At 62.0% G+C, this 17,556-nt stretch carries 16 protein-coding genes and 1 tRNA gene; 5 read left to right on the forward strand and 12 right to left on the reverse strand.

Going from position 1 to position 17,556, the window contains the following annotated elements; translation table 11 throughout:
- Window positions 1-66: 66 nt before the first annotated feature.
- Window positions 67-903 (reverse strand): hypothetical protein, encoded by an 837-nt coding sequence (locus AC1D10_RS05905; RefSeq protein ID WP_477269537.1) that lies wholly within the window; start codon window positions 901-903, stop codon window positions 67-69.
- A gap of 119 nt (window positions 904-1,022) precedes the next feature.
- On the opposite strand from AC1D10_RS05905, the gene AC1D10_RS05910 reads away from it, so the two are divergent.
- A complete protein-coding gene (locus AC1D10_RS05910) occupies window positions 1,023-2,048 on the forward strand; it encodes a sugar-binding transcriptional regulator (RefSeq protein WP_477269539.1) in 1,026 nt (341 codons plus the stop codon).
- 93 nt (window positions 2,049-2,141) lie between these two features.
- Window positions 2,142-2,495, forward strand: coding sequence for a cupin domain-containing protein (locus AC1D10_RS05915; RefSeq protein ID WP_477269541.1), 354 nt, complete (start codon window positions 2,142-2,144; stop codon window positions 2,493-2,495).
- 78 nt (window positions 2,496-2,573) lie between these two features.
- On the opposite strand, the gene AC1D10_RS05920 is transcribed toward AC1D10_RS05915, so the two are convergent.
- On the reverse strand, window positions 2,574-5,720 hold the full coding sequence (locus AC1D10_RS05920) for an efflux RND transporter permease subunit (RefSeq protein ID WP_477269543.1): 3,147 nt from the start codon (window positions 5,718-5,720) through the stop codon (window positions 2,574-2,576).
- The gene (locus AC1D10_RS05925) at window positions 5,717-6,880 is read right to left on the reverse strand and encodes an efflux RND transporter periplasmic adaptor subunit (RefSeq protein ID WP_477269545.1); all 1,164 of its coding nucleotides are present in this window, start codon (window positions 6,878-6,880) and stop codon (window positions 5,717-5,719) included. Before AC1D10_RS05925 ends, AC1D10_RS05920 begins: the two co-directional genes overlap by 4 nt.
- Before the next feature lie 62 nt (window positions 6,881-6,942).
- On the opposite strand from AC1D10_RS05925, the gene AC1D10_RS05930 reads away from it, so the two are divergent.
- A complete protein-coding gene (locus AC1D10_RS05930) occupies window positions 6,943-7,158 on the forward strand; it encodes a cysteine rich repeat-containing protein (RefSeq protein ID WP_477269547.1) in 216 nt (71 codons plus the stop codon).
- A gap of 441 nt (window positions 7,159-7,599) precedes the next feature.
- Here AC1D10_RS05930 and AC1D10_RS05935 read toward each other — a convergent pair whose 3' ends face one another.
- The 4 genes from AC1D10_RS05935 to AC1D10_RS05950 form a co-directional block, all read right to left on the reverse strand.
- Window positions 7,600-8,211, reverse strand: coding sequence for a cytochrome b (locus tag AC1D10_RS05935; protein ID WP_477269864.1), 612 nt, complete (start codon window positions 8,209-8,211; stop codon window positions 7,600-7,602).
- Between the two features lie 198 nt (window positions 8,212-8,409).
- On the reverse strand, window positions 8,410-9,297 hold the full coding sequence (locus AC1D10_RS05940) for a metal-dependent phosphohydrolase (protein ID WP_477269549.1): 888 nt from the start codon (window positions 9,295-9,297) through the stop codon (window positions 8,410-8,412).
- Window positions 9,298-9,590: 293 nt separating this feature from the next.
- Window positions 9,591-9,667, reverse strand: a tRNA-Arg gene (locus AC1D10_RS05945).
- An 85-nt stretch (window positions 9,668-9,752) separates the two neighbouring features.
- Window positions 9,753-10,916, reverse strand: coding sequence for a M20 aminoacylase family protein (locus tag AC1D10_RS05950; protein ID WP_477269551.1), 1,164 nt, complete (start codon window positions 10,914-10,916; stop codon window positions 9,753-9,755).
- A gap of 217 nt (window positions 10,917-11,133) precedes the next feature.
- Between AC1D10_RS05950 and AC1D10_RS05955 the strand changes: the two genes are divergently transcribed.
- A complete protein-coding gene (locus AC1D10_RS05955) occupies window positions 11,134-12,300 on the forward strand; it encodes a serine hydrolase (RefSeq protein WP_477269553.1) in 1,167 nt (388 codons plus the stop codon).
- A 4-nt stretch (window positions 12,301-12,304) separates the two neighbouring features.
- Window positions 12,305-13,408 carry a CobW family GTP-binding protein gene (locus tag AC1D10_RS05960; protein ID WP_477269555.1) on the forward strand — a complete coding sequence of 368 codons (1,104 nt, stop codon included), beginning with the start codon at window positions 12,305-12,307 and terminating at the stop codon, window positions 13,406-13,408.
- Window positions 13,409-13,411: 3 nt separating this feature from the next.
- Here the strand turns inward: AC1D10_RS05960 and AC1D10_RS05965 are convergent, their stop codons facing one another.
- The 5 genes from AC1D10_RS05965 to AC1D10_RS05985 all read right to left on the reverse strand — a co-directional run bounded on the left by AC1D10_RS05965 (window position 13,412) and on the right by AC1D10_RS05985 (window position 17,381).
- The gene (locus AC1D10_RS05965; RefSeq protein WP_379105468.1) at window positions 13,412-13,654 is read right to left on the reverse strand and encodes a sulfurtransferase TusA family protein; all 243 of its coding nucleotides are present in this window, start codon (window positions 13,652-13,654) and stop codon (window positions 13,412-13,414) included.
- Between the two features lie 11 nt (window positions 13,655-13,665).
- Entirely contained in the window at window positions 13,666-14,985 is a 1,320-nt protein-coding gene (locus AC1D10_RS05970; protein WP_477269557.1) for a L,D-transpeptidase family protein, read from the reverse strand.
- A 218-nt stretch (window positions 14,986-15,203) separates the two neighbouring features.
- The gene (locus AC1D10_RS05975; RefSeq protein ID WP_477269559.1) at window positions 15,204-16,154 is read right to left on the reverse strand and encodes an acetyl-CoA carboxylase carboxyltransferase subunit alpha; all 951 of its coding nucleotides are present in this window, start codon (window positions 16,152-16,154) and stop codon (window positions 15,204-15,206) included.
- Between the two features lie 100 nt (window positions 16,155-16,254).
- Entirely contained in the window at window positions 16,255-17,190 is a 936-nt protein-coding gene (locus tag AC1D10_RS05980; RefSeq protein ID WP_477269561.1) for a site-specific tyrosine recombinase XerD, read from the reverse strand.
- Window positions 17,191-17,228: 38 nt separating this feature from the next.
- On the reverse strand, window positions 17,229-17,381 hold the full coding sequence (locus AC1D10_RS05985; RefSeq protein ID WP_477269866.1) for a histidine kinase: 153 nt from the start codon (window positions 17,379-17,381) through the stop codon (window positions 17,229-17,231).
- Window positions 17,382-17,556 lie beyond the last annotated feature (175 nt).

The raw sequence follows: 17,556 nt of genomic DNA on the forward strand, positions 1-17,556 counted from the left end.
CTCCGCCGCCGCGTTGTTTTGCGCAGTTCCGGACGGAAAATCGCTTCCTGGAATTGCTCGAGCGGGTTACGGCAAATGGGCAAGCAAGGTGGCGAAGACGGTGGTCAGTTCATCGATCGGGCTCGCCTTGGCGCAGGCCTGAACAATGCGATCATGACGGATATCGGCGGCCAGGATCGCGATCTCCAGCAGATCCGGCTCCGGCAAGCCGTCCCTGCCTGTTGTCGCAAGGCCGCAGGCCAGAACGAGCGGCGCCAGGCAGTTGATGTCGAGCGCCCGGTCGCCAATCGCCGGCATTTCCGGCGCCGTTTCGGCAAAGCGGACGGGACGCTGGGCGAGACACTCGACCAGCAGCGCCGAACAGGTGGCCGCGATTGCCTGCAGTCCAGCACCCGGCGCGGTCAGAGCGGCCAGCAGATTGCCATGCCGCTTGTGCATCGTGGCATGGACCGCGGCGAAATCGGCTTCGTGGATGCGGGCGTTTTCAATCTTCAGGCCTGCAAGCACCGCCTTGGTCAGATAGTACATGTCGCGTCGGAACAGGCGCTCCGCGCTCAACTGCCGCTCTTGGTTTCCGGCCGGGAAATAGGTTCCAAGGCCTTTTACGGTCGTACCGTCGACCTTTATCGGGCGTTCACGCGGAACAAAGGATTCGGCAATCGACAACGCTTCGTCGACGGCGCTCGCGGCATGGCTGAGCAGGTCTTCTATGCCCTTGCCGGGAAACGGCGGCAGATGGCTGGTGGCTTCGCGCAAGACACTGGCGTCGCCGGTGCCGTCATGGCGGCTCTGGCGGATCATATCGCGAACTTCCCGCAACCGGTCCTTCAGATTGACGCGGACGTCTTCGGAGATTTGTCGCAGCATGGCGATCGCCTCGAAATTCGTGCAGGTGGCCGCCAACAGGGCTCCAGCCACCACCTCTACATTGTTCCTATCGATTGGTAGATCAATAGGGGATATTAGACCAGCAGGCAGAATCGGCGACAGCGCGCTCGGCCATCGCCGTGGGGAGGGATAGATTGGGCAGGCGACGACAGGGCGAAACCGAAAACAGTCGAGGTAAAAGCGAGACGCCCGAGCAGGTCGCTGGCGAAAGCCGGACGGATCGCCTCAGGATTCGCGCCGCCTGGATGTATTTCGTAGAGCAGATGACGCAGAACGAGATCGCCGACGTGCTCGGCGTTGGCCGCGTCACCATCGTGCGCATGCTGGCGGATGCCCGTTCACGCAACGAGGTGAAGATCAGCATCGAAAGCGAATTGTCGGAGATCGTGCGGCTGGAGCGCGCGCTGGAAAAGACCTTCGGGTTGCAGCAGGCGCTGGTGGCGCCGCTTTCCACGCCCGACGCCGATCCGGTACCGGCAATCAGTGCCAAGACGGGCAGTTTCCTGTCCGACACGATGAAATCCGGCATGCGTGTCGGCGTCGGCTGGGGTCGGACGCTGTTCTCGAGCCTGCCCTTCATCAGCGCCAAGTCGCTCGCCGACTTCAAGGTCATTTCGCTGCTTGGCGGTGTCGGCGTCGTGCGTCGATTCAACCCGGCCGAGTTCGCCTGGCGCTTCGCCCAAATCTTCCAGGGCGACGGCTATCTGATCCCAACGCCGGCCGTCGTCGACAGCGTCGAGACCAAGATCGCGCTTGTTGAGCGCTGCGGCCTGCAGGAGGTTTTTGAAATGGCCAACGTGCTCGATGCTGTTTTGCTGAGCGTCGGCGGCATCGCCTCGGCCACCACCTTCTCTCGCGGCGGCTTTCTCAAGGAAGCGGATCGGGAGGCCCTGCTTGCGCGTGGCGCCGTTGGCGACCTTCTGTTCCATTTCTTCGACCGCAATGGCGATCTGGTCGACCATCCCGTCAACAGCCACGTGATGTCGGTGGATGTCGACCGTCTGCGCAAGGCGCCGATCCGTATCCTCACCTCCGGCGGTGCGGAGAAGACCGAGGCGCTGCTCGGTGCCATGACCCTGATCGCGCCGACGATCCTGATCACCGACGAGGAAAGCGCGCGGCGCATGCTCGAGGCTCACGCAGCGCAAGGCTCGCCATGAGGCCCCCGCGCCGGTTGCCCGGACCAGGGCCATCGGCTATCTGACCGTCCAGACACCTGACGCCTGAACGACCAATTAAACGGAGCCACTGATATGACCGACAAGACGATCCTCAAATTCGGCGCCGTCGAAAACGCGGAAGCCGGCGATCTGGCCGGCTGGGTCGTGGTCGAGGGCAAGCCGACCATGAAAACCGCCGTTCAGCACACGACCGAAGACGGCAAGGTGATGTCGGGCAGGTGGCAGGCGACGCCCGGCACCTATCATGCGACCTACACCGACTACGAATTCGTGCACATGATCGCCGGCCGCATCATCATCACCCCCGACGGCGGTGCACCGGTCGAGGTCGGCCCCGGCGATGCCTTCGTGGTGGAAGCCGATTTCAAGGGAACGTGGAAGATCATCGAGCCGGTGACCAAGCATTTTGTCGTCAGGGTCGGCTGAGGCTGCCTGTTCGCGCGGGCCTTTGGTGGTTGACGCCTAGGCATGCCGGCGCGCCGTCTGGTTTTGATTGTACCGCCACTAGAGGAGCGTTGGAGTAGCCTCGTTCTTCTTCTGGCGTCTGGAGCGCAGTTCCTCCAATCGTTGCAGGATGACGAAAAAGGATGGCACGAAAAGAATGGCCAGGCAGGTCGAAGCGAGCATGCCTGAAAAGACCGTGATGCCGATCGACTTCCGCGCGCTGGCACCGGCGCCGGTTGCAAATACCAGCGGCGCCACGCCGAGGATGAAGGCAAACGATGTCATTAGAATAGGCCGGAAGCGGGCACGTGCGGCATCGATCGCCGATTCGACGATAGGCGTGCCGGCGGCACGCAATTCGCGTGCGACCTCGACGATCAGAATCGCATTCTTGGCTGACAGTGCGATGAGCAGGATAAGGCCGATCTGGACATAGAGATTGTTGTCGATGCCAAGGCCATTGAGTACCAGGACTGGCCCCACCAGAGACAGCGGCGCGGCTAGCAGGATTGAGATCGGAGCGAGCCAGCTCTCGTATTGGCCGGCAAGGACCAGGTAGACAAGCAACAGCGCCATTCCGAACACCAGATAAATCTGATTGGCAACAAGCTTCTCTTGGAAAGACAGGGCAGTCCAATCGAAGCCAGTACCGGGCGGAAGGCTATCCGCTACGATCTCCTCCATCAGCTTGATCGAATCACCTGACGAAAAGCCCGTGGCGGGCACGCCCACGATCGACGCGGCGGGGTAGAGATTGTACAGGCTGATCAGCGATGGACCGACGCTGGGTTCAATCGTCAACACGGTTCCGAGTGGGATCATGTCTCCGTTATTGTTGCGGACGGTAAGGCGGCCGATTTCCTCCGGCGTCAACCGGAACTGGGCGTCAGCCTGCACATAGATCTGGAAGACACGCCCGAACTTGTTGAACTGGCTGACGTAGCTCGAGCCGAGATAACCGGCGAGCGTCTGGAACACCTGGTCCGTGGTAAGGCCGAGGGCCTCCACCTTGTCGCGGTCGATCTCGGCCTTGTACTGCGGGACGTTGGCGCGGAACGATGACGAGACGCGCTGGATGCCCGATTGCGTCTCAGCCTTGCTTACCACCGCCCTCATGGTGCTTTGGAGCTTCGAGAGGTCGAAACTGCCATCGCGGAGTTCGATCTGCAGTGTGAAGCCGGCGGCGTTGCCGATGCCCTGAATGGGTGGCGGAGGAAGCACCAGAACAAGCCCGTCGGCCATAGCTGACAGATTCTTGTTGAGAGCGGCGTAGAGCGAAGCGAGGTCCTCGCTCTTGCCGCGCAGACCCCAGTCCTTGAGAATGATGTAAGCAACGCCTGCGTTGGCGAGCGTCGAATTGTTGTCGAGGGCCGAAAGCCCAGCGATGGTGACCACCGTCTCCACGCCAGGTGTGGCCTTGGCGATCTTTGAAACCTGCTGCAGCGTTTCCTGGGTGCGGCCAAGCGAGGCGCCGTCAGGCAGTTGAACCGCAGCCAGCAGATAACCCTGGTCTTCGATAGGGATGAAACCGGTGGCGACGCGCGACATGCCGTAGCCAGCCGCGCCGATGATCATGAGTGCGATCACGCCCGTTACGGCGCTATGGCGCACCATCATTCCGATCAACCGGGCGTAGGCATTCTCGGCACGCTGGTAGGCCGCATTGAAGCCCCGCGCGAAAACATTGCGCTGGTCCGGTGGTACTGGACGCCTAAGCCATGTCGCGCATTGCGTTGGCTTCAATGTCGCGGCGTTGACCGCGCTGATCAACGCGGTCGCTGCGATCACAAGCGCGAATTGCGCGTACATCCGGCCCGTAAGGCCGGGAAGGAAGGCCGCCGGCAGGAACACCGCCAGCAGCACCAGCGTGATACCGATGATCGGCGCAAACAGTGTCTTCATGGCGGCAATGGCGGCGTCGTGGCTCGACATGCCGCGTTCCATGTTGTGGGCGGCCCCCTCGACCACGACTATGGCGTCATCGACGACGATGCCTATGGCGAGCACGATGGCGAACAAGGTGGAAAGGTTGACCGAGAAGCCGAGCGCCGCCATTGCGGCGAACGCGCCAATGATGGTGACCGGTACGGTCGTGGCCGGAACCAGCATCGCCCGCCAATCCTGCAGGAAGACGAGGATGACGATCAAGACCAGCACCGCAGCCTCAAACAGCGTCTTGTAGACCTCGTCGATCGCCTGGCTGACGAAATTCGTCGTGTTGAACGGTATCGCGTAAGCTATGCCTTGCGGGAAGGCACGCGCCAGTTCCTCCATCCTGGACGCGACCCTCTTGGCCACATCGAGCGCGTTCGCGCCGGGTGCCAGAAAGATGGCCATGCCGGCCGCCTGCTGGCCGTCGAGGTTGAAGAACTGTCCGTAGGTCTGCGCCCCGAGTTCAACCCGCCCGACATCGCGAACACGCGTCATATCGCCGTTGGCGCCCGTCTTGACCACAACGGCGCCGAACTGGTCAGGATCGTCAAGGCGGCTGGACACTTCGATCGAATATTGGAAGGACTGGTCGGCCGGCGCCGGCGGAGCGCCGATCTGACCTGCTGTGACCTGTTCGCTCTGCTGTTGAAGTGCTTGAACGATATCTTGCGTGGTCAGGCCGCGCGCCAACATCTTTTCGGGATCGAGCCAGACCCGCATGGAATATTGACCCGCGCCGAATACGCTGACATTGCCGACGCCAGGCAAACGCGAGATTTCGTCTCTAAGGCTGATCGTCGCGTAGTTGCTGAGATAGAGGCTGCCATATTTCCCGTCAGGCGAGGTCAACGTCACGATCTCGAGGATGGCGGTCGACTTCTTCTGCACGTTGACGCCCTGCACCTGCACTGGTTGGGGCAGCCCGGCCATGGCGGCAGAGACCCGGTTCTGAACAAGCACCTGGGCAAGGTCGAGATCTGTACCGATGGCAAAAGTTACGGTCAGGTTGTAGCTGCCGTCGGAGGCGGCGAAGGACTGCATGTAGAGCATGTTCTCGACGCCATTGACTTGCTGCTCGATCGGCAAGGCTACGGTGTCGATGACCGTGCGCGCGCTGGCGCCCGGATAACGGGTGGTAACCGAAACGGTCGGTGGAACCACGTCGGGATACTGCGCTACCGGCAACGCAAAGAGCGAGACGACGCCAATGACGACCATAAGAACGGCTATGACGTTCGCCAGGACGGGCCGTTCGATGAAGAATTTGGAGATCATTGGCCAGCGCCGTTGGCCGGGGTTGCCTCGAGGGTCTTCACCGTCGGTTCGATCTTCTGGCCGGGCACGGCCGTCAGCATGCCAGATATGACGACGCGGTCATCCGCTGTCAGGCCGGAGGTAATGACGCGCAACTCGCCGACCAGTTGGCCGATCTCGACGCTACGCTGCTCGATTGTGTCGTCCTTTCCGGCGACGAGCAGATAGCGGCCGCTCTGGTCGCTGCTGATCGCACGATCCGGTACGAGCAGCATGTCCGGCTGCTCGCCGAGTGGAATGCGCAGTCGGACGAAATAACCAGGCAGCAGCGCATTTCCCTTGTTTTCCAAAACGGCGCGAACCAGAAGCGTACCGGTGGAGGAAGATACCTGAGGCGCCGCATAGTCGAGCGTTCCCTTGTGCGGATATCCAGTCTCGGTCTGCAGGCCGACATCCACCGCTATCTTCTTGAGACTCTGCATTGTGAGACCACGCTTGGCCATTTCGACCCTGATCCGCTGCACGTCCTGCTCACTGACATTGAAATTGACGTATATCGGATCCATCTGGACGATCGTTGCGAGGTCGGAAGCGCTGCCAGTGGCTACGAACTGCCCGACGGATACCTGGCGGGCGGTGACGATGCCGTCGAATGGCGCCTTGACTTCGGTGTAGCTCAGGTTGAGCTGGGCCTGCTTGACGTCAACGGCGTTCTGCTGCTGCTTGGCCACGTCGACCGCAGCGGCAGCGGCGGCCTGGTCCGCCGTCGAAGCCGAAATCACCTTCTGCGCGAGCAAATCCTGCTGTCGCTTCAAGTCGGCGCTGGACTGTTTGACCGAGGCATCGGCCGACGTCTGTCCTGCCTGTGCCTGTTCAAGTGCCAATTGGTAAGGTTCAGGCTCGATGAGGAACAGTCGGGTGCCTGCTTTGACGCTGTCGCCGTCCTTGTAGTCTATTTCCTGAATGAAGCCCGCCACCCGGGCAACCAACGGCGTCGAATTGACGGCCGCCGTGTTCCCCGTCGCCTCAAGATAGGGCGTTACCGTCCGCTTGAGCGGCAGCGCCACGTCAACCTTGGGCGGCGGCGGCGGAACATAGTCATTTTGCTTGTTGCATGCTGAAAGCAGCACCGTCCCCGTAAGCGAGGCTACGGCCAGCGCAATGCGCCATACCAAAAGCATTTGACCCCTCTCAACACTTCACGGTATTTTGATCAAGGTTAGCCACTTTGGAGGGGTTTGTCATGCGAATTGCCTTAAGCGCGGTTTTCCTGGCCATTCAGATGGTTGCAACTCAGGCGCAGACAGCGGCCGAACGTGAGGCTTGCCAGGCAGACTACGAAAAGTTCTGCAAAGGCGTGGAGCCAGGTGGCGGCAAAGTCATTCAATGTCTGACAGAGCATTTGAGCGAGCTGACGCCGGAATGCCAGAAGGTCGTCAAGGCGAACACACCTGGTTAGGATCGCGCGGTGCTCTCCTCCAAGTCGCCGACGACGGGAACTGGCGAGCGACTATGGGCGAAGTGACCAGAAAAGGTCACATTCACGTCCATTGGAAAGAAATCTAGCGTAGTTGTAAGGTTCTATCCGGCTCTACTGCCGCAATCGATATCGATTGGGTCATGCTTGCCGAGCAAGTCGCCGCCGGCATCGAAGATGTGCTCGCTATTTACCAGGTGACTCAAGCCGACGCCACTGTGGGGGCGTTGATCGTTGGTTTGGTTTGATGCCGGAGGCAGTCTCTGCCCTTCGTGCTGCACTTTGGTTGAGCCCGATCTTAAAACAAATCTGGGTACACAAAATGATCGTTGAGACATTGCGTGATGGCCGCGTCGATCTCGGCGTGTTCTCGTCGCCCTGGGCAAGGCCGCCCGGTACGCGGCTGTCATTGCGGGAGGATCGTCAGCCGTTGCGTGAGCTGCCGGCATCATCGTCGACCGCAAACTGTGCTTTCTCTTCCCGCGAAGCGATGTCCTGTCGTCCAAAGAACATGGTGCGCATGACACCGTCGCGCAGCAGTGCGAAATGCACAAGCGCGGCCAAGGTGTGAACGCCGAACAATCCAAGCATGATCCAGACCAGCTTTGCATGGACGAACGCGAAACCCCTTGCCGACAGCGCGCCGACGGATGGTGCCAACGGGACAGGCAAGTTTCCGAAAAGCGGTGCCGGAGGCATGAAAGGCATTGGCCGGTAGCCTAGCCATCCCGTTGTGAGCACGGCAAGAATCATGACGTAGAGCAACATGTGGAAGAAAGTCGTAGCAAACCGCACGGACCGTGAGGTTTGCCTGACAGGGGGCTGGGTGAGGATGCGCCAGCAAAGCCTGAGCACGATGATGGCAAGGATCGTCACGCCGATCGACATGTGGAGCGGAAGCCAGTTCATCATCGCCATTCCCGGCCCGTTCATCGGTCCGAAGGCGACAGTAATCTGCACCGCGAGTGCGATCACGGTCAGCCAGTGCAACAGACGAACGCTGAAATGCCAGCGCAGGCGAGGGTTCTCTCTCACCTCTGGGGCCCGACAGCTATGGAATGCGCGCGCAAGGGTGTGATGGTTTCGTCCTCTCCAACGATCTGATTTCGCAAGAAAGTACGGCGGACTGCAAGACCCACTCCCAGTCGACCCATCGCTGGTTCGCTGCATGCCTGGTGAATGCAACCAATGCCGGCTTGGCATCGGCGGAAAAGAGGAAACAATCCCAGGCTCTTAAGTTACCACCGAAAGGCTCGCCGAGGTCGGCTGCGACACGCCGGGAAACGGCCCGATCTTGGCCGGGCGATGCCCGGACTGGAAGAGGTTGCTGTGGAGGTTGGCGATCCACTGCTTGCCTTCCGTCGTCAACTCCAGATAGCGGATCGCGTCGCCGATATAGGGCTCGACCTGCAGCGTGAAGAAATCCGTGAAGATGGCGCCGAGATCGGCGGCGGTCTTGCAGCCGAGCTTTTCCACCATCCCGATCTCAGAGAACTCGGCAAACAGCGCCGGCAGCTTGCGGTGGTAGAAGGGATCAGCGAGCTGGCCGATCAGGTCCGCGGCCCTGACCAGCGCCGGCTCGGTGTTGGTGACCTGGTAGGCCGGATCGTTCGGCACCGGAAAGCGCGTCATCTCGATCGCCTCGACAATGCGCTCCTCGTTGATGAACTTCGAGGAAGCAAAACGTTGGCGCGCATAGATCTTGGCGCGCTCGATATGATAGGGCGCAAGCACCGCGTCGGAGGTGCCGCGCGGTGGCGTATAGCGGTCGCCGGCCTCGTTAATGACGAAGCTGTCCTCGGTGTCGCCCGGGCACACGCCGTGCACCATGCCAATGTCGTGGACAAGCAGCGCGCAGGTATAATGCAGCCAGTCATCGGGGGTCAGGGATTCCGAAAGCAGCCGGCCGCGGATGATCTGCTGGCCAGCGAGCGTAACCATCAGCGTGTGCTCGATGTTGTGATAGAGGGCGTTCGAATTGCCGATGCGCTCCAGGACAAGGCGGGCCGCCCCGCCTATGTAGCTCGCATATTCCGGATTGCGATGCGAGAAATACTGGAGATAGAGTTCTGACAGATAGTCGCCGAGCCGGTCGGCCATGATGGAGATTGGATTGAGCATGACAATCGTTCCTGACCGCTTTGAAGCATGACAAGTCGCGCCGCGCGGCGGCCATCCTAGCACGTTTCCGGCGTGGATTTTATCTTAGGACCAAAGGCCACCCACCGCCGGTCCGCTGCATGCCTGACCAGAAACGATATCCGCCGGCTCGCAGCGGGTATCACGCGCTCGGCATGCACTGCATCCCGGCCGATCAATGCCCCAAAGTTTGAGGTCTAGGAAATTCACCGTACTAATTTCACAAAAAATTTCGCAAAAAGTACGGCAGTTTCTCTCTAAGTCCTTGAGAACGTTGGTGATCCCGACAGGAATCGAACCTGTGACCTACAGATTAGGAATCTGCCGCTCTATCCTACTGAGCTACGGGACCACGCGGCCCGACACATAGCCGCTTCGGATCGTTTCGCCAAGAGGCAGGCCGAATGCAATTCGGCCAGCCCTTTTGGCAATAAGCATCAGGCCGCCAGTGCGGTTTCAGCCAGTTTCACCCAATAGCTCATGCCGTGCGGGATGACTTCGTCGTTGAAGTCGTAGGCCGGGTGGTGAAGACCGGCGGTGTCGCCGTTGCCGATGAAGATGAAGGCTCCGGGCCGGGCTTCCAGCATATAGGAGAAATCCTCGCCGCCCATCACCGGCTGGATGCCGCGGTGGACATGGGCGTCGCCGGCGACACCGGCCGCGACGTCGCTGGCAAACACCGTCTCTTCCGCATGGTTGAAGGTCACGGGGTAATTCGCCTGGTAGTCGACCTCGATCTTGGCGCCGAACGCGGTCGCCAGTCCGTCGCAGATGGTGCGGATGCGCTCTTCGGACTTTTTGGCGATTTCCTTGCGCAAGGTGCGCACGGTGCCGGCGATTTCTGCCGTTTCCGGGATGATGTTGTAGGCATCGCCGGCGTGGAACTTGGTCACCGACACCACCACGGCCTCGACCGGATCGGTGCTGCGCGAGGCGATCGTCTGCAAGGCGCCGACCAGCTGGCTGGCGATGACGATCGGATCGACCGTGGCGTGCGGCATTGCCGCATGGCCACCTCTGCCGCGCACGGTGATGGTGAACTCGGCCGTCGCCGCCATGATCGGGCCCGGGCGGATGGCGAACTGGCCGACAGGCAGGCCCGGCATGTTGTGCATGCCGAACACCCTGGAGATGTCGAAGCGCTCCATCATGCCGTCCTTGACCATCTCGTTGCCGCCGCCGCCGCCTTCCTCGGCCGGCTGGAAGATCACCGCCACCGAGCCGGTGAAATTGCGCGTCTCGGCGAGATATTTCGCGGCACCCAGAAGCATCGCCGTGTGGCCATCATGGCCGCAGGCATGCATCTTGCCGGGATTGGTCGAGGCGTAGGGCTTGCCGGTGATCTCGTTGAGCGGCAGCGCGTCCATGTCGGCGCGCAGGCCGATGGTGGGGCCTTCGCCCTGGCGGCCGCGGATGATGCCAACGACGCCGGTCTTGCCGAGGCCGGTCACCACGTCGTCGCAACCGAAGGCCTTCAGCTTCTCGGTAACGAAGGCCGCGGTCTTGAAGACGTCGAAGTTCAATTCCGGCGTCTGGTGCAGATGCTGGCGCCAGCCGGCAACTTCGTCCTGCATTTCGGCGGCACGGTTCAGGATTGGCATGATGGTTCCATTTCGCTGTTGGGACAGGCGGGTGTCGTCCGCTGCCTTGCAATTGTGATCGTCAGGCACTTTGCCATGTTGGCGTCACATAGAGTAAATAGCACCGCAACGATGTGGTCCGGTTTTTTGAGGGTCGGACGCATCATGCTGGCGATCGCGTAACGAAATCTTACGGAGCCAGGGGCGACTACGGCAAGAGGCGATTTCGGATTTGATCATGCGGCACAGGCATTTCCTCAAACTATTCTCGGCTGGCGCAATCGTGCTGTCGGTCCTGGCCGGGTCGGCGCAGGCCAATCCGGTCGTTCTGTTCGACCTCAATAACGGCAAGATCCTGCAGCATCAGGACGCGTTCAAGCGCTGGTATCCGGCGTCGCTGAGCAAGCTGATGACCGCTTATGTGACCTTCCGGGCGATCGCGGCCGGCGAGGTCCAGCTCGATTCGCCGATCAAGGTGACCAAACACTCCGCCGCCGAGCCGCCAAGCAAGATGGGCTTCAAGCCGGGCTCGGTGATGCGGCTCGACAACGCGCTGAAGATGATGCTGGTCAAGTCGGCCAACGACATCGCCATGGCTGTTGGCGAGAATGTCGGCGGCTCGCAGGCGGCGTTCGCCGAACGGATGAACGCCGAGGCGACCCGGCTCGGCATGAACGGCACGCATTTCGTCAATCCGAACGGGCTCTATTCGCCGGACCAGTACACGACGGCGCGCGACCTCGCCGTGCTGGTGATGGCGATCCGGCGTGAATTTCCGCAATATGCGCCATGGTTCTCGATCGAGGGCCTTGCGGTCGGCAAGAAGGCGATCCCGAATTACAATCTGCTCATCGGCCGGTATCCCGGCGCCGACGGCATGAAGACGGGCTTCGTCTGTCCTTCCGGCTTCAACATGATCGGCTCGGCGACCCGCAACGGACGCACGCTGGTCGCGGTCGTGCTTGGCGAGAAATCGGCAGTCACCCGTGCCGAGACCGCCGCGAAACTGCTCGATCAGGGTTTTGACACGCCGGCGGCCGGCTCTGCCACCATCGCCACGCTGGCGCCGTACGGCGACACCGTCTCGCCCAACGACATGCATGACGAGATCTGCAAGAAGAAGGCGCCGGCGGAGCAGTCCGAGGCACCGCCGGCGGCTGCCACCAAGGACGTGCCGAAGTCGCCCTACCAGGAAAAGCTCGACCATGTGCCGACGCTGGTAGCCGTCGGCCTCGGCGGCGCCACCGGTCCGGCGCCGAAGGCGATGCTCGACCAGGGTGGCCAGGAATATGCCGATGTGCCGGTCCCGAGCTGGCGTCCCGACAGGCCGGCACCAGCCGGCACCGGTCCGGTCGTTGCCGGTCCCGCTGCGCAGGGCGACCAGCCGGTCAAGGTTGCCAACTAGGCCGATGAGCGGCTTTCCGATCCCAGTCTCGGTGCTGACCGGTTTCCTCGGCGCCGGCAAGACGACGCTGCTCAACCGGCTGTTGAAGGATCCGGCGCTGGCCGACACGGCGGTCATCATCAACGAGTTCGGCGAGGTGGCGATCGACCATCTGTTGGTCGAGCAGGCTTCCGACGGCATCATCCAGCTTTCCGACGGCTGCCTGTGCTGCACGGTGCGTGGCGAACTGGTCGACACGCTGGCCGATTTGGTCGACCGGCTGCAGACCGGCCGCATCGCCCGGCTTGCCCGCGTCATCATCGAGACCACGGGTCTTGCCGATCCGGCGCCGGTGCTGCAGTCGATCATGGCGCACCCGGCGCTTGTCCAGGCCTTCCGGCTCGACGGCGTCATCACGCTGGTCGATGCGGTCAACGGCAATGCCACGCTCGATGGTCATGTCGAGGCGGTCAAGCAGGTCGCCGTAGCCGACCGCATCGTGCTCGGCAAGGCCGATCTGGTCACAGACGCCAGCGACCTGGAAACGCTGCGGGCGCGCTTGCGGCAGATCAATCCGGGGGCCGAACTGCTCGATGCCGCCGACACGGCGACCGGCGTGGCGGCGCTGTTTGACTGTGGGCTCTACAACCCGGCGACCAAATCCGCAGACGTGCGGCGCTGGCTGGGTGAGGAAGCGACGCATGACCATGATCACAATCATGACGGTCATGATCACCAGCATGACCATGACCATCGCCACGATCAGCGCGTGCGTTCCTATTCGCTGGTCCATGACGGCCCGGTGCCGTTTTCAGCGATCGAGATGTTTCTCGACTTGCTGCGATCGACGCATGGCGAGCATCTGTTGCGCATGAAGGGCGTCATCGAACTCAGGGAAGACCCGTCGCGGCCATTGGTGATCCATGGCGTGCAGAAGATTCTGCATCCGCCGGTCCAATTGCGGTCCTGGCCGGATGGCCAGCGCGGCACGCGGTTGGTGCTGATCACGCTCGACATGCCCGAGGACTATATCCGCCGGCTGTTTGCCGCCTTCACCAACCGGCCGTCGATCGACACGCCCGACCGCGCGGCGCTGGAGAACAACCCGCTGGCGATAGCCGGGCATTAAGCCCTAGGTTCGCTGCTCGCCGCGCTCGACCAGAAAACGATGGCCGCCTGAGACCGACGCCGTTTCAATCAGTTGATGGCCACTGTCGGAGCAGAAAGCCGGGATGTCGATGACGGCGAGCGGGTCGGTGGTTTCGAGCCACAGCCTGCTGCCCGGTTGCATCCCGGCAAGGCGCTTCTTCGCCTTGAGCACGGGCAAGGGGCAGTTCAAACCCTTGAGGTCATAGACAGCGTCGTCCTGGGCCAAGGCGAAAAACCTCAGCCGCCGAACATGCCGAGCAGCTTGTTCTTCAACCTCGTTACCCGGCTCTCGTCGGCACTTGCCGCCTGCGTTTCTGCTTCAGGCGCGGCGTCGGTGGGGACTGCTATGGTGGCGGTGGCGACAGGCGCTTCCTTGGCGGTCTTGGCCGCCAATTTTTCGGCTTCGGCTGCTTCCTTTTCGGCCAGGGCCTGCGCCTTCGCGGCTTCCTTGGCCTGCTTGGCAGCCTCTATGGCGGCCAGCCTCTGCTCTTCGGCCTTCTGTTTGGCGGCTTTTTCGGCGTCCAGTGCCGCCATCTTGCGGCCGGCCGGCGAATCGATGCGGCCCATGCGCGCCGTCTCGGTCACCGAACCGTCGGTGTTGAGCGACGGCGGGTCGATCGGCACGCGTTCGCCGCGTGCCCGGCGCTTCGACCAGTCGGAGACGATGCTGGCTTCCTTGATGCCGGCGATGGTCGGCTTCGGCGGGGGCACGCTGGCCTTGAGCGCGCCGTTGAACGCCGCGTCGTAGGTGCTCTGATAGGCGTTGTAGGCGCTCTTCAAAGAATCCGGTTGGGTGGTCGCCGGGCAAGGGCCGGTCGGGTTGAACGTCTGGCCGTCGGCGGCAACCTGGTTGAAGACGTAGCGCTTCTCGCAGACGTCGACCTTCGGCGGCACCTTGGTGACCTCGAAATTGTCGTAGCCAACCTTCAGCATCTTCCAGAACTCATAGTTCGGGTCGTTGCGGTAGCGCGCCATGTTGGCGGCGGTCATGCGGAACGGAAACGCCTGGATCTGGAATTCGGTCTGGCCGCCCTGGAAGGCATCGCGGCCGAAGGCATAGATCTGCTCGATCTGCGCATCGGTCATCGAATAGCAACCTGACGACGAACAGGCGCCGTGCACCATCAGATTGGCGCCGGTGCGGCCATTGGCGCGGTCATAAGCGTTGGGAAAGCCGATGTTGAAGGACAGATGGTAGTTCGAGCGCGGATTCATTTGCGCCGGGCGCACCGTGTAGAAGCCTTCCGGCGCCTGGCGGTCGCCTTCGGTGTATTTCGGCCCGAGCTTGCCCGACCATTTGCAGATGTCGTAGCTCGCGACCATGTCGTAGCGGCCGTTGGTCTTGGCCTTCCAGATTTCGAGCTTGCCCTCTTCCTTGAAGATGCGGGCCATCACCGACGAGGTGCGGACCATGCCCTTCGCCCTCATGTCGGCGAGGATCTTGTCGGGCAGCGGCTTGTTGGCCTCCGGCGCGAAATCCTTCATCGACGAATCGTTGCAGCCGGCCACGGCGAGGGCAGCGATCAGGATTCCGGTGCGGGCAAGCTTGGCGAACATGGCTGCGGATATCGTCTTTTTCTCTGCGCCAAGGCAATTCATGCCAAGGCTACTGCATTGAACGTGTACGGACCCTAAGCCCGTTAACCTTGAAAATTCCTTACCACAAGTGTCGACACGTCCCCTTGCGATAGTCTCATTGAGCCGAATGCAGCGGCAATTTTGTGGCAAAAATGCTCCGCGCCGCCACATTGCGGCGAGCAGGGCAGGGCCATGGTTTAGAGACTGCGACCCATTGCCAGGTATTTCTCGCGGCGCTGCTCGCGGAAATCGGTGTTCGCGCCGGAAAACTCCTTCATCGTCTTGGCGATGAGGTCACCGGTCGCAGCAATTACGGTATCGGCGCCACGATGCGCGCCGCCGAGCGGCTCGGGGATGATGGCGTCGATGATCTTCAGTTCCAGAAGATCCTGCGCGGTGATCTTCATGTTGGTCGCGGCATCCTTCGATCGCGTCGTGTCGCGCCACAGGATCGAGGCGGCGCCTTCAGGCGAGATCACCGAATAGATGGAATGCTCGAGCATGTAGACACGGTTGGCGGTGGCGATGGCGATGGCGCCGCCCGAGCCGCCTTCGCCGATGACCACCGAGATCGACGGCACTTTCAGGCCAAGGCAGGCCGAGGTCGAGCGGGCAATGGCTTCCGCCTGGCCACGCTCCTCGGCACCGACGCCGGGATAGGCGCCGGCGGTGTCGACCAGCGTCAGCAGCGGAATCTTGAAGCGGTCGGCGAGCTCCATCAGCCGCACCGCCTTGCGGTAGCCTTCCGGCCGCACCGAGCCGAAATTGTGCTTCAGCCGGCTGGTCGTGTCGGAACCCTTTTCCTGGCCGATAACCGCCACCGGCTCGCCGCGGAAGCGGGCGAAACCGCCGACGATCGCCTGGTCCTCGCCGAAATTGCGGTCGCCGGCCAGCGGCGTGAAATCGTTGAACAGGCCCTTGATGTAGTCGACGCAATGCGGCCTGTCGGGATGGCGCGCCACCTGCACCTTCTGCCAGGGCGTCAGCGCCTTGTAGGCGTCGCGCAGCGCGTCGCGGGAGCGCTTCTCGAGACGGCTGATCTCGTCGCCGACATCGACCGCTTCGCCATTCTCGGCAAGCTTCTTCAACTCGAGGATCTTGCCCTCGAGGTCCTGCACCGGCTTTTCGAAATCGAGGTAATTGTACATGCGTGAGCGGACCGATACGTCGGAAAGGCGAGGACTGGCAGAACCCTGAAATCCAAGGCTCCGGGCGGTGGAATGTCGTCCTCACATAGCGATATGAGGCCTAGTCGGCAAGCGGATGATGATCGTTGACCAGCCGCACCAGCCGCTCTTCCAGCACATGGGTGTAAATCTGTGTCGTCGATATGTCGGCATGACCGAGCAATTGCTGCACGGCCCTGAGATCGGCGCCGTTCTGCAGGAGATGGCTGGCGAAAGCGTGACGCAGCACATGCGGCGAGATCTTCGCCGAGGCGATGCCGGCCCTTGCCGCCAGCCCCTTCAGGTCGCGGGCAAAGACCTGGCGCGAGAGATAGCCGCTGTCGGAGGCGGCGGGAAACAGAAACGGACTGTCAGCGAAGGCGGGCACCTTGGCGCGGGCGGCAAGCCAGCTCCGCATCGCCGTGCGCGCCTTGGCCGACAGCGGCACCATGCGCTCCTTGTCGCCCTTGCCGCGCACCATGAAGAAACGGTCGTCGCGCTGCGCCACCGTCACCGGCAGGCCGACCAGCTCGGAAACGCGCAGGCCGGTGGCATAAAGCACCTCGACCAGTGCATGCAGGCGCAGTGCCGCCAGCCAATCGCTGTTGCCAAGCGCGGCATCGTTGCCGAGCCTGGGATCGCCGGCCTCAAGTGCTGCGCGGTCGATCAGCCGGCCGGTGTCGGCCTCGCTCATCGTCTTCGGCAGCGGACGGCCCTTTTTCGGACTGTCCAGCGTGCCGGTCGGGTCGTCTGCGCGCAGGCCCTCGGCGTAGAGGAACTTGAAGAACTGCCGGATCGCCGACAGTTTGCGCGCTTGCGACGTCGGCGCGAAGCCGCGCGCGGCGATGTCGTCGAGATAGGCACGAATATCGGCAGCGGCGGCACCGGCAAGCCCGCCATCGATTGCGTCCGAAGCGTCTTCGAGGTCACGGCGGTAGGAGGACAGCGTGTTCTCGGCGGCACCCCGCTCGGCGCTCATCATTTCCAGGAAGGCTTCGATGCGGGCGGCGGTGTTCATGCGGAGTTTTTCTTGGCAGATCGTTTCCGGGGCATCGATCAGCTTTTCTTGGGGTTGAGCCTTTCCGGCGGAATGCGCACGCTCATTTCCGCCTTCCTGGGCTCGACGAACATCACCAACGCGAACATCGTACCATAGGCAATGCCGGCCAGAATCGCGAGGATCACGACAAAGCGAAACAGTGTCGGCATCAATTTTCGCCCGTCTTCTTGTTCTGCGTTTCCAAACCCTGTGCCCTTATGGGACGCTAATCCGGCCAATTCAAGGAAGAAGCTGAGGCTTGCAAGCAACTTCTGATGCAGCCCGGCCAGCCCATATCGGCCTCAGGCTGCTCGCCAAGCTTGACGCAAACGGGCTTTTCATGTC

It is taken from the genome of Mesorhizobium sp. P2_A8 (genome assembly GCF_056404935.1).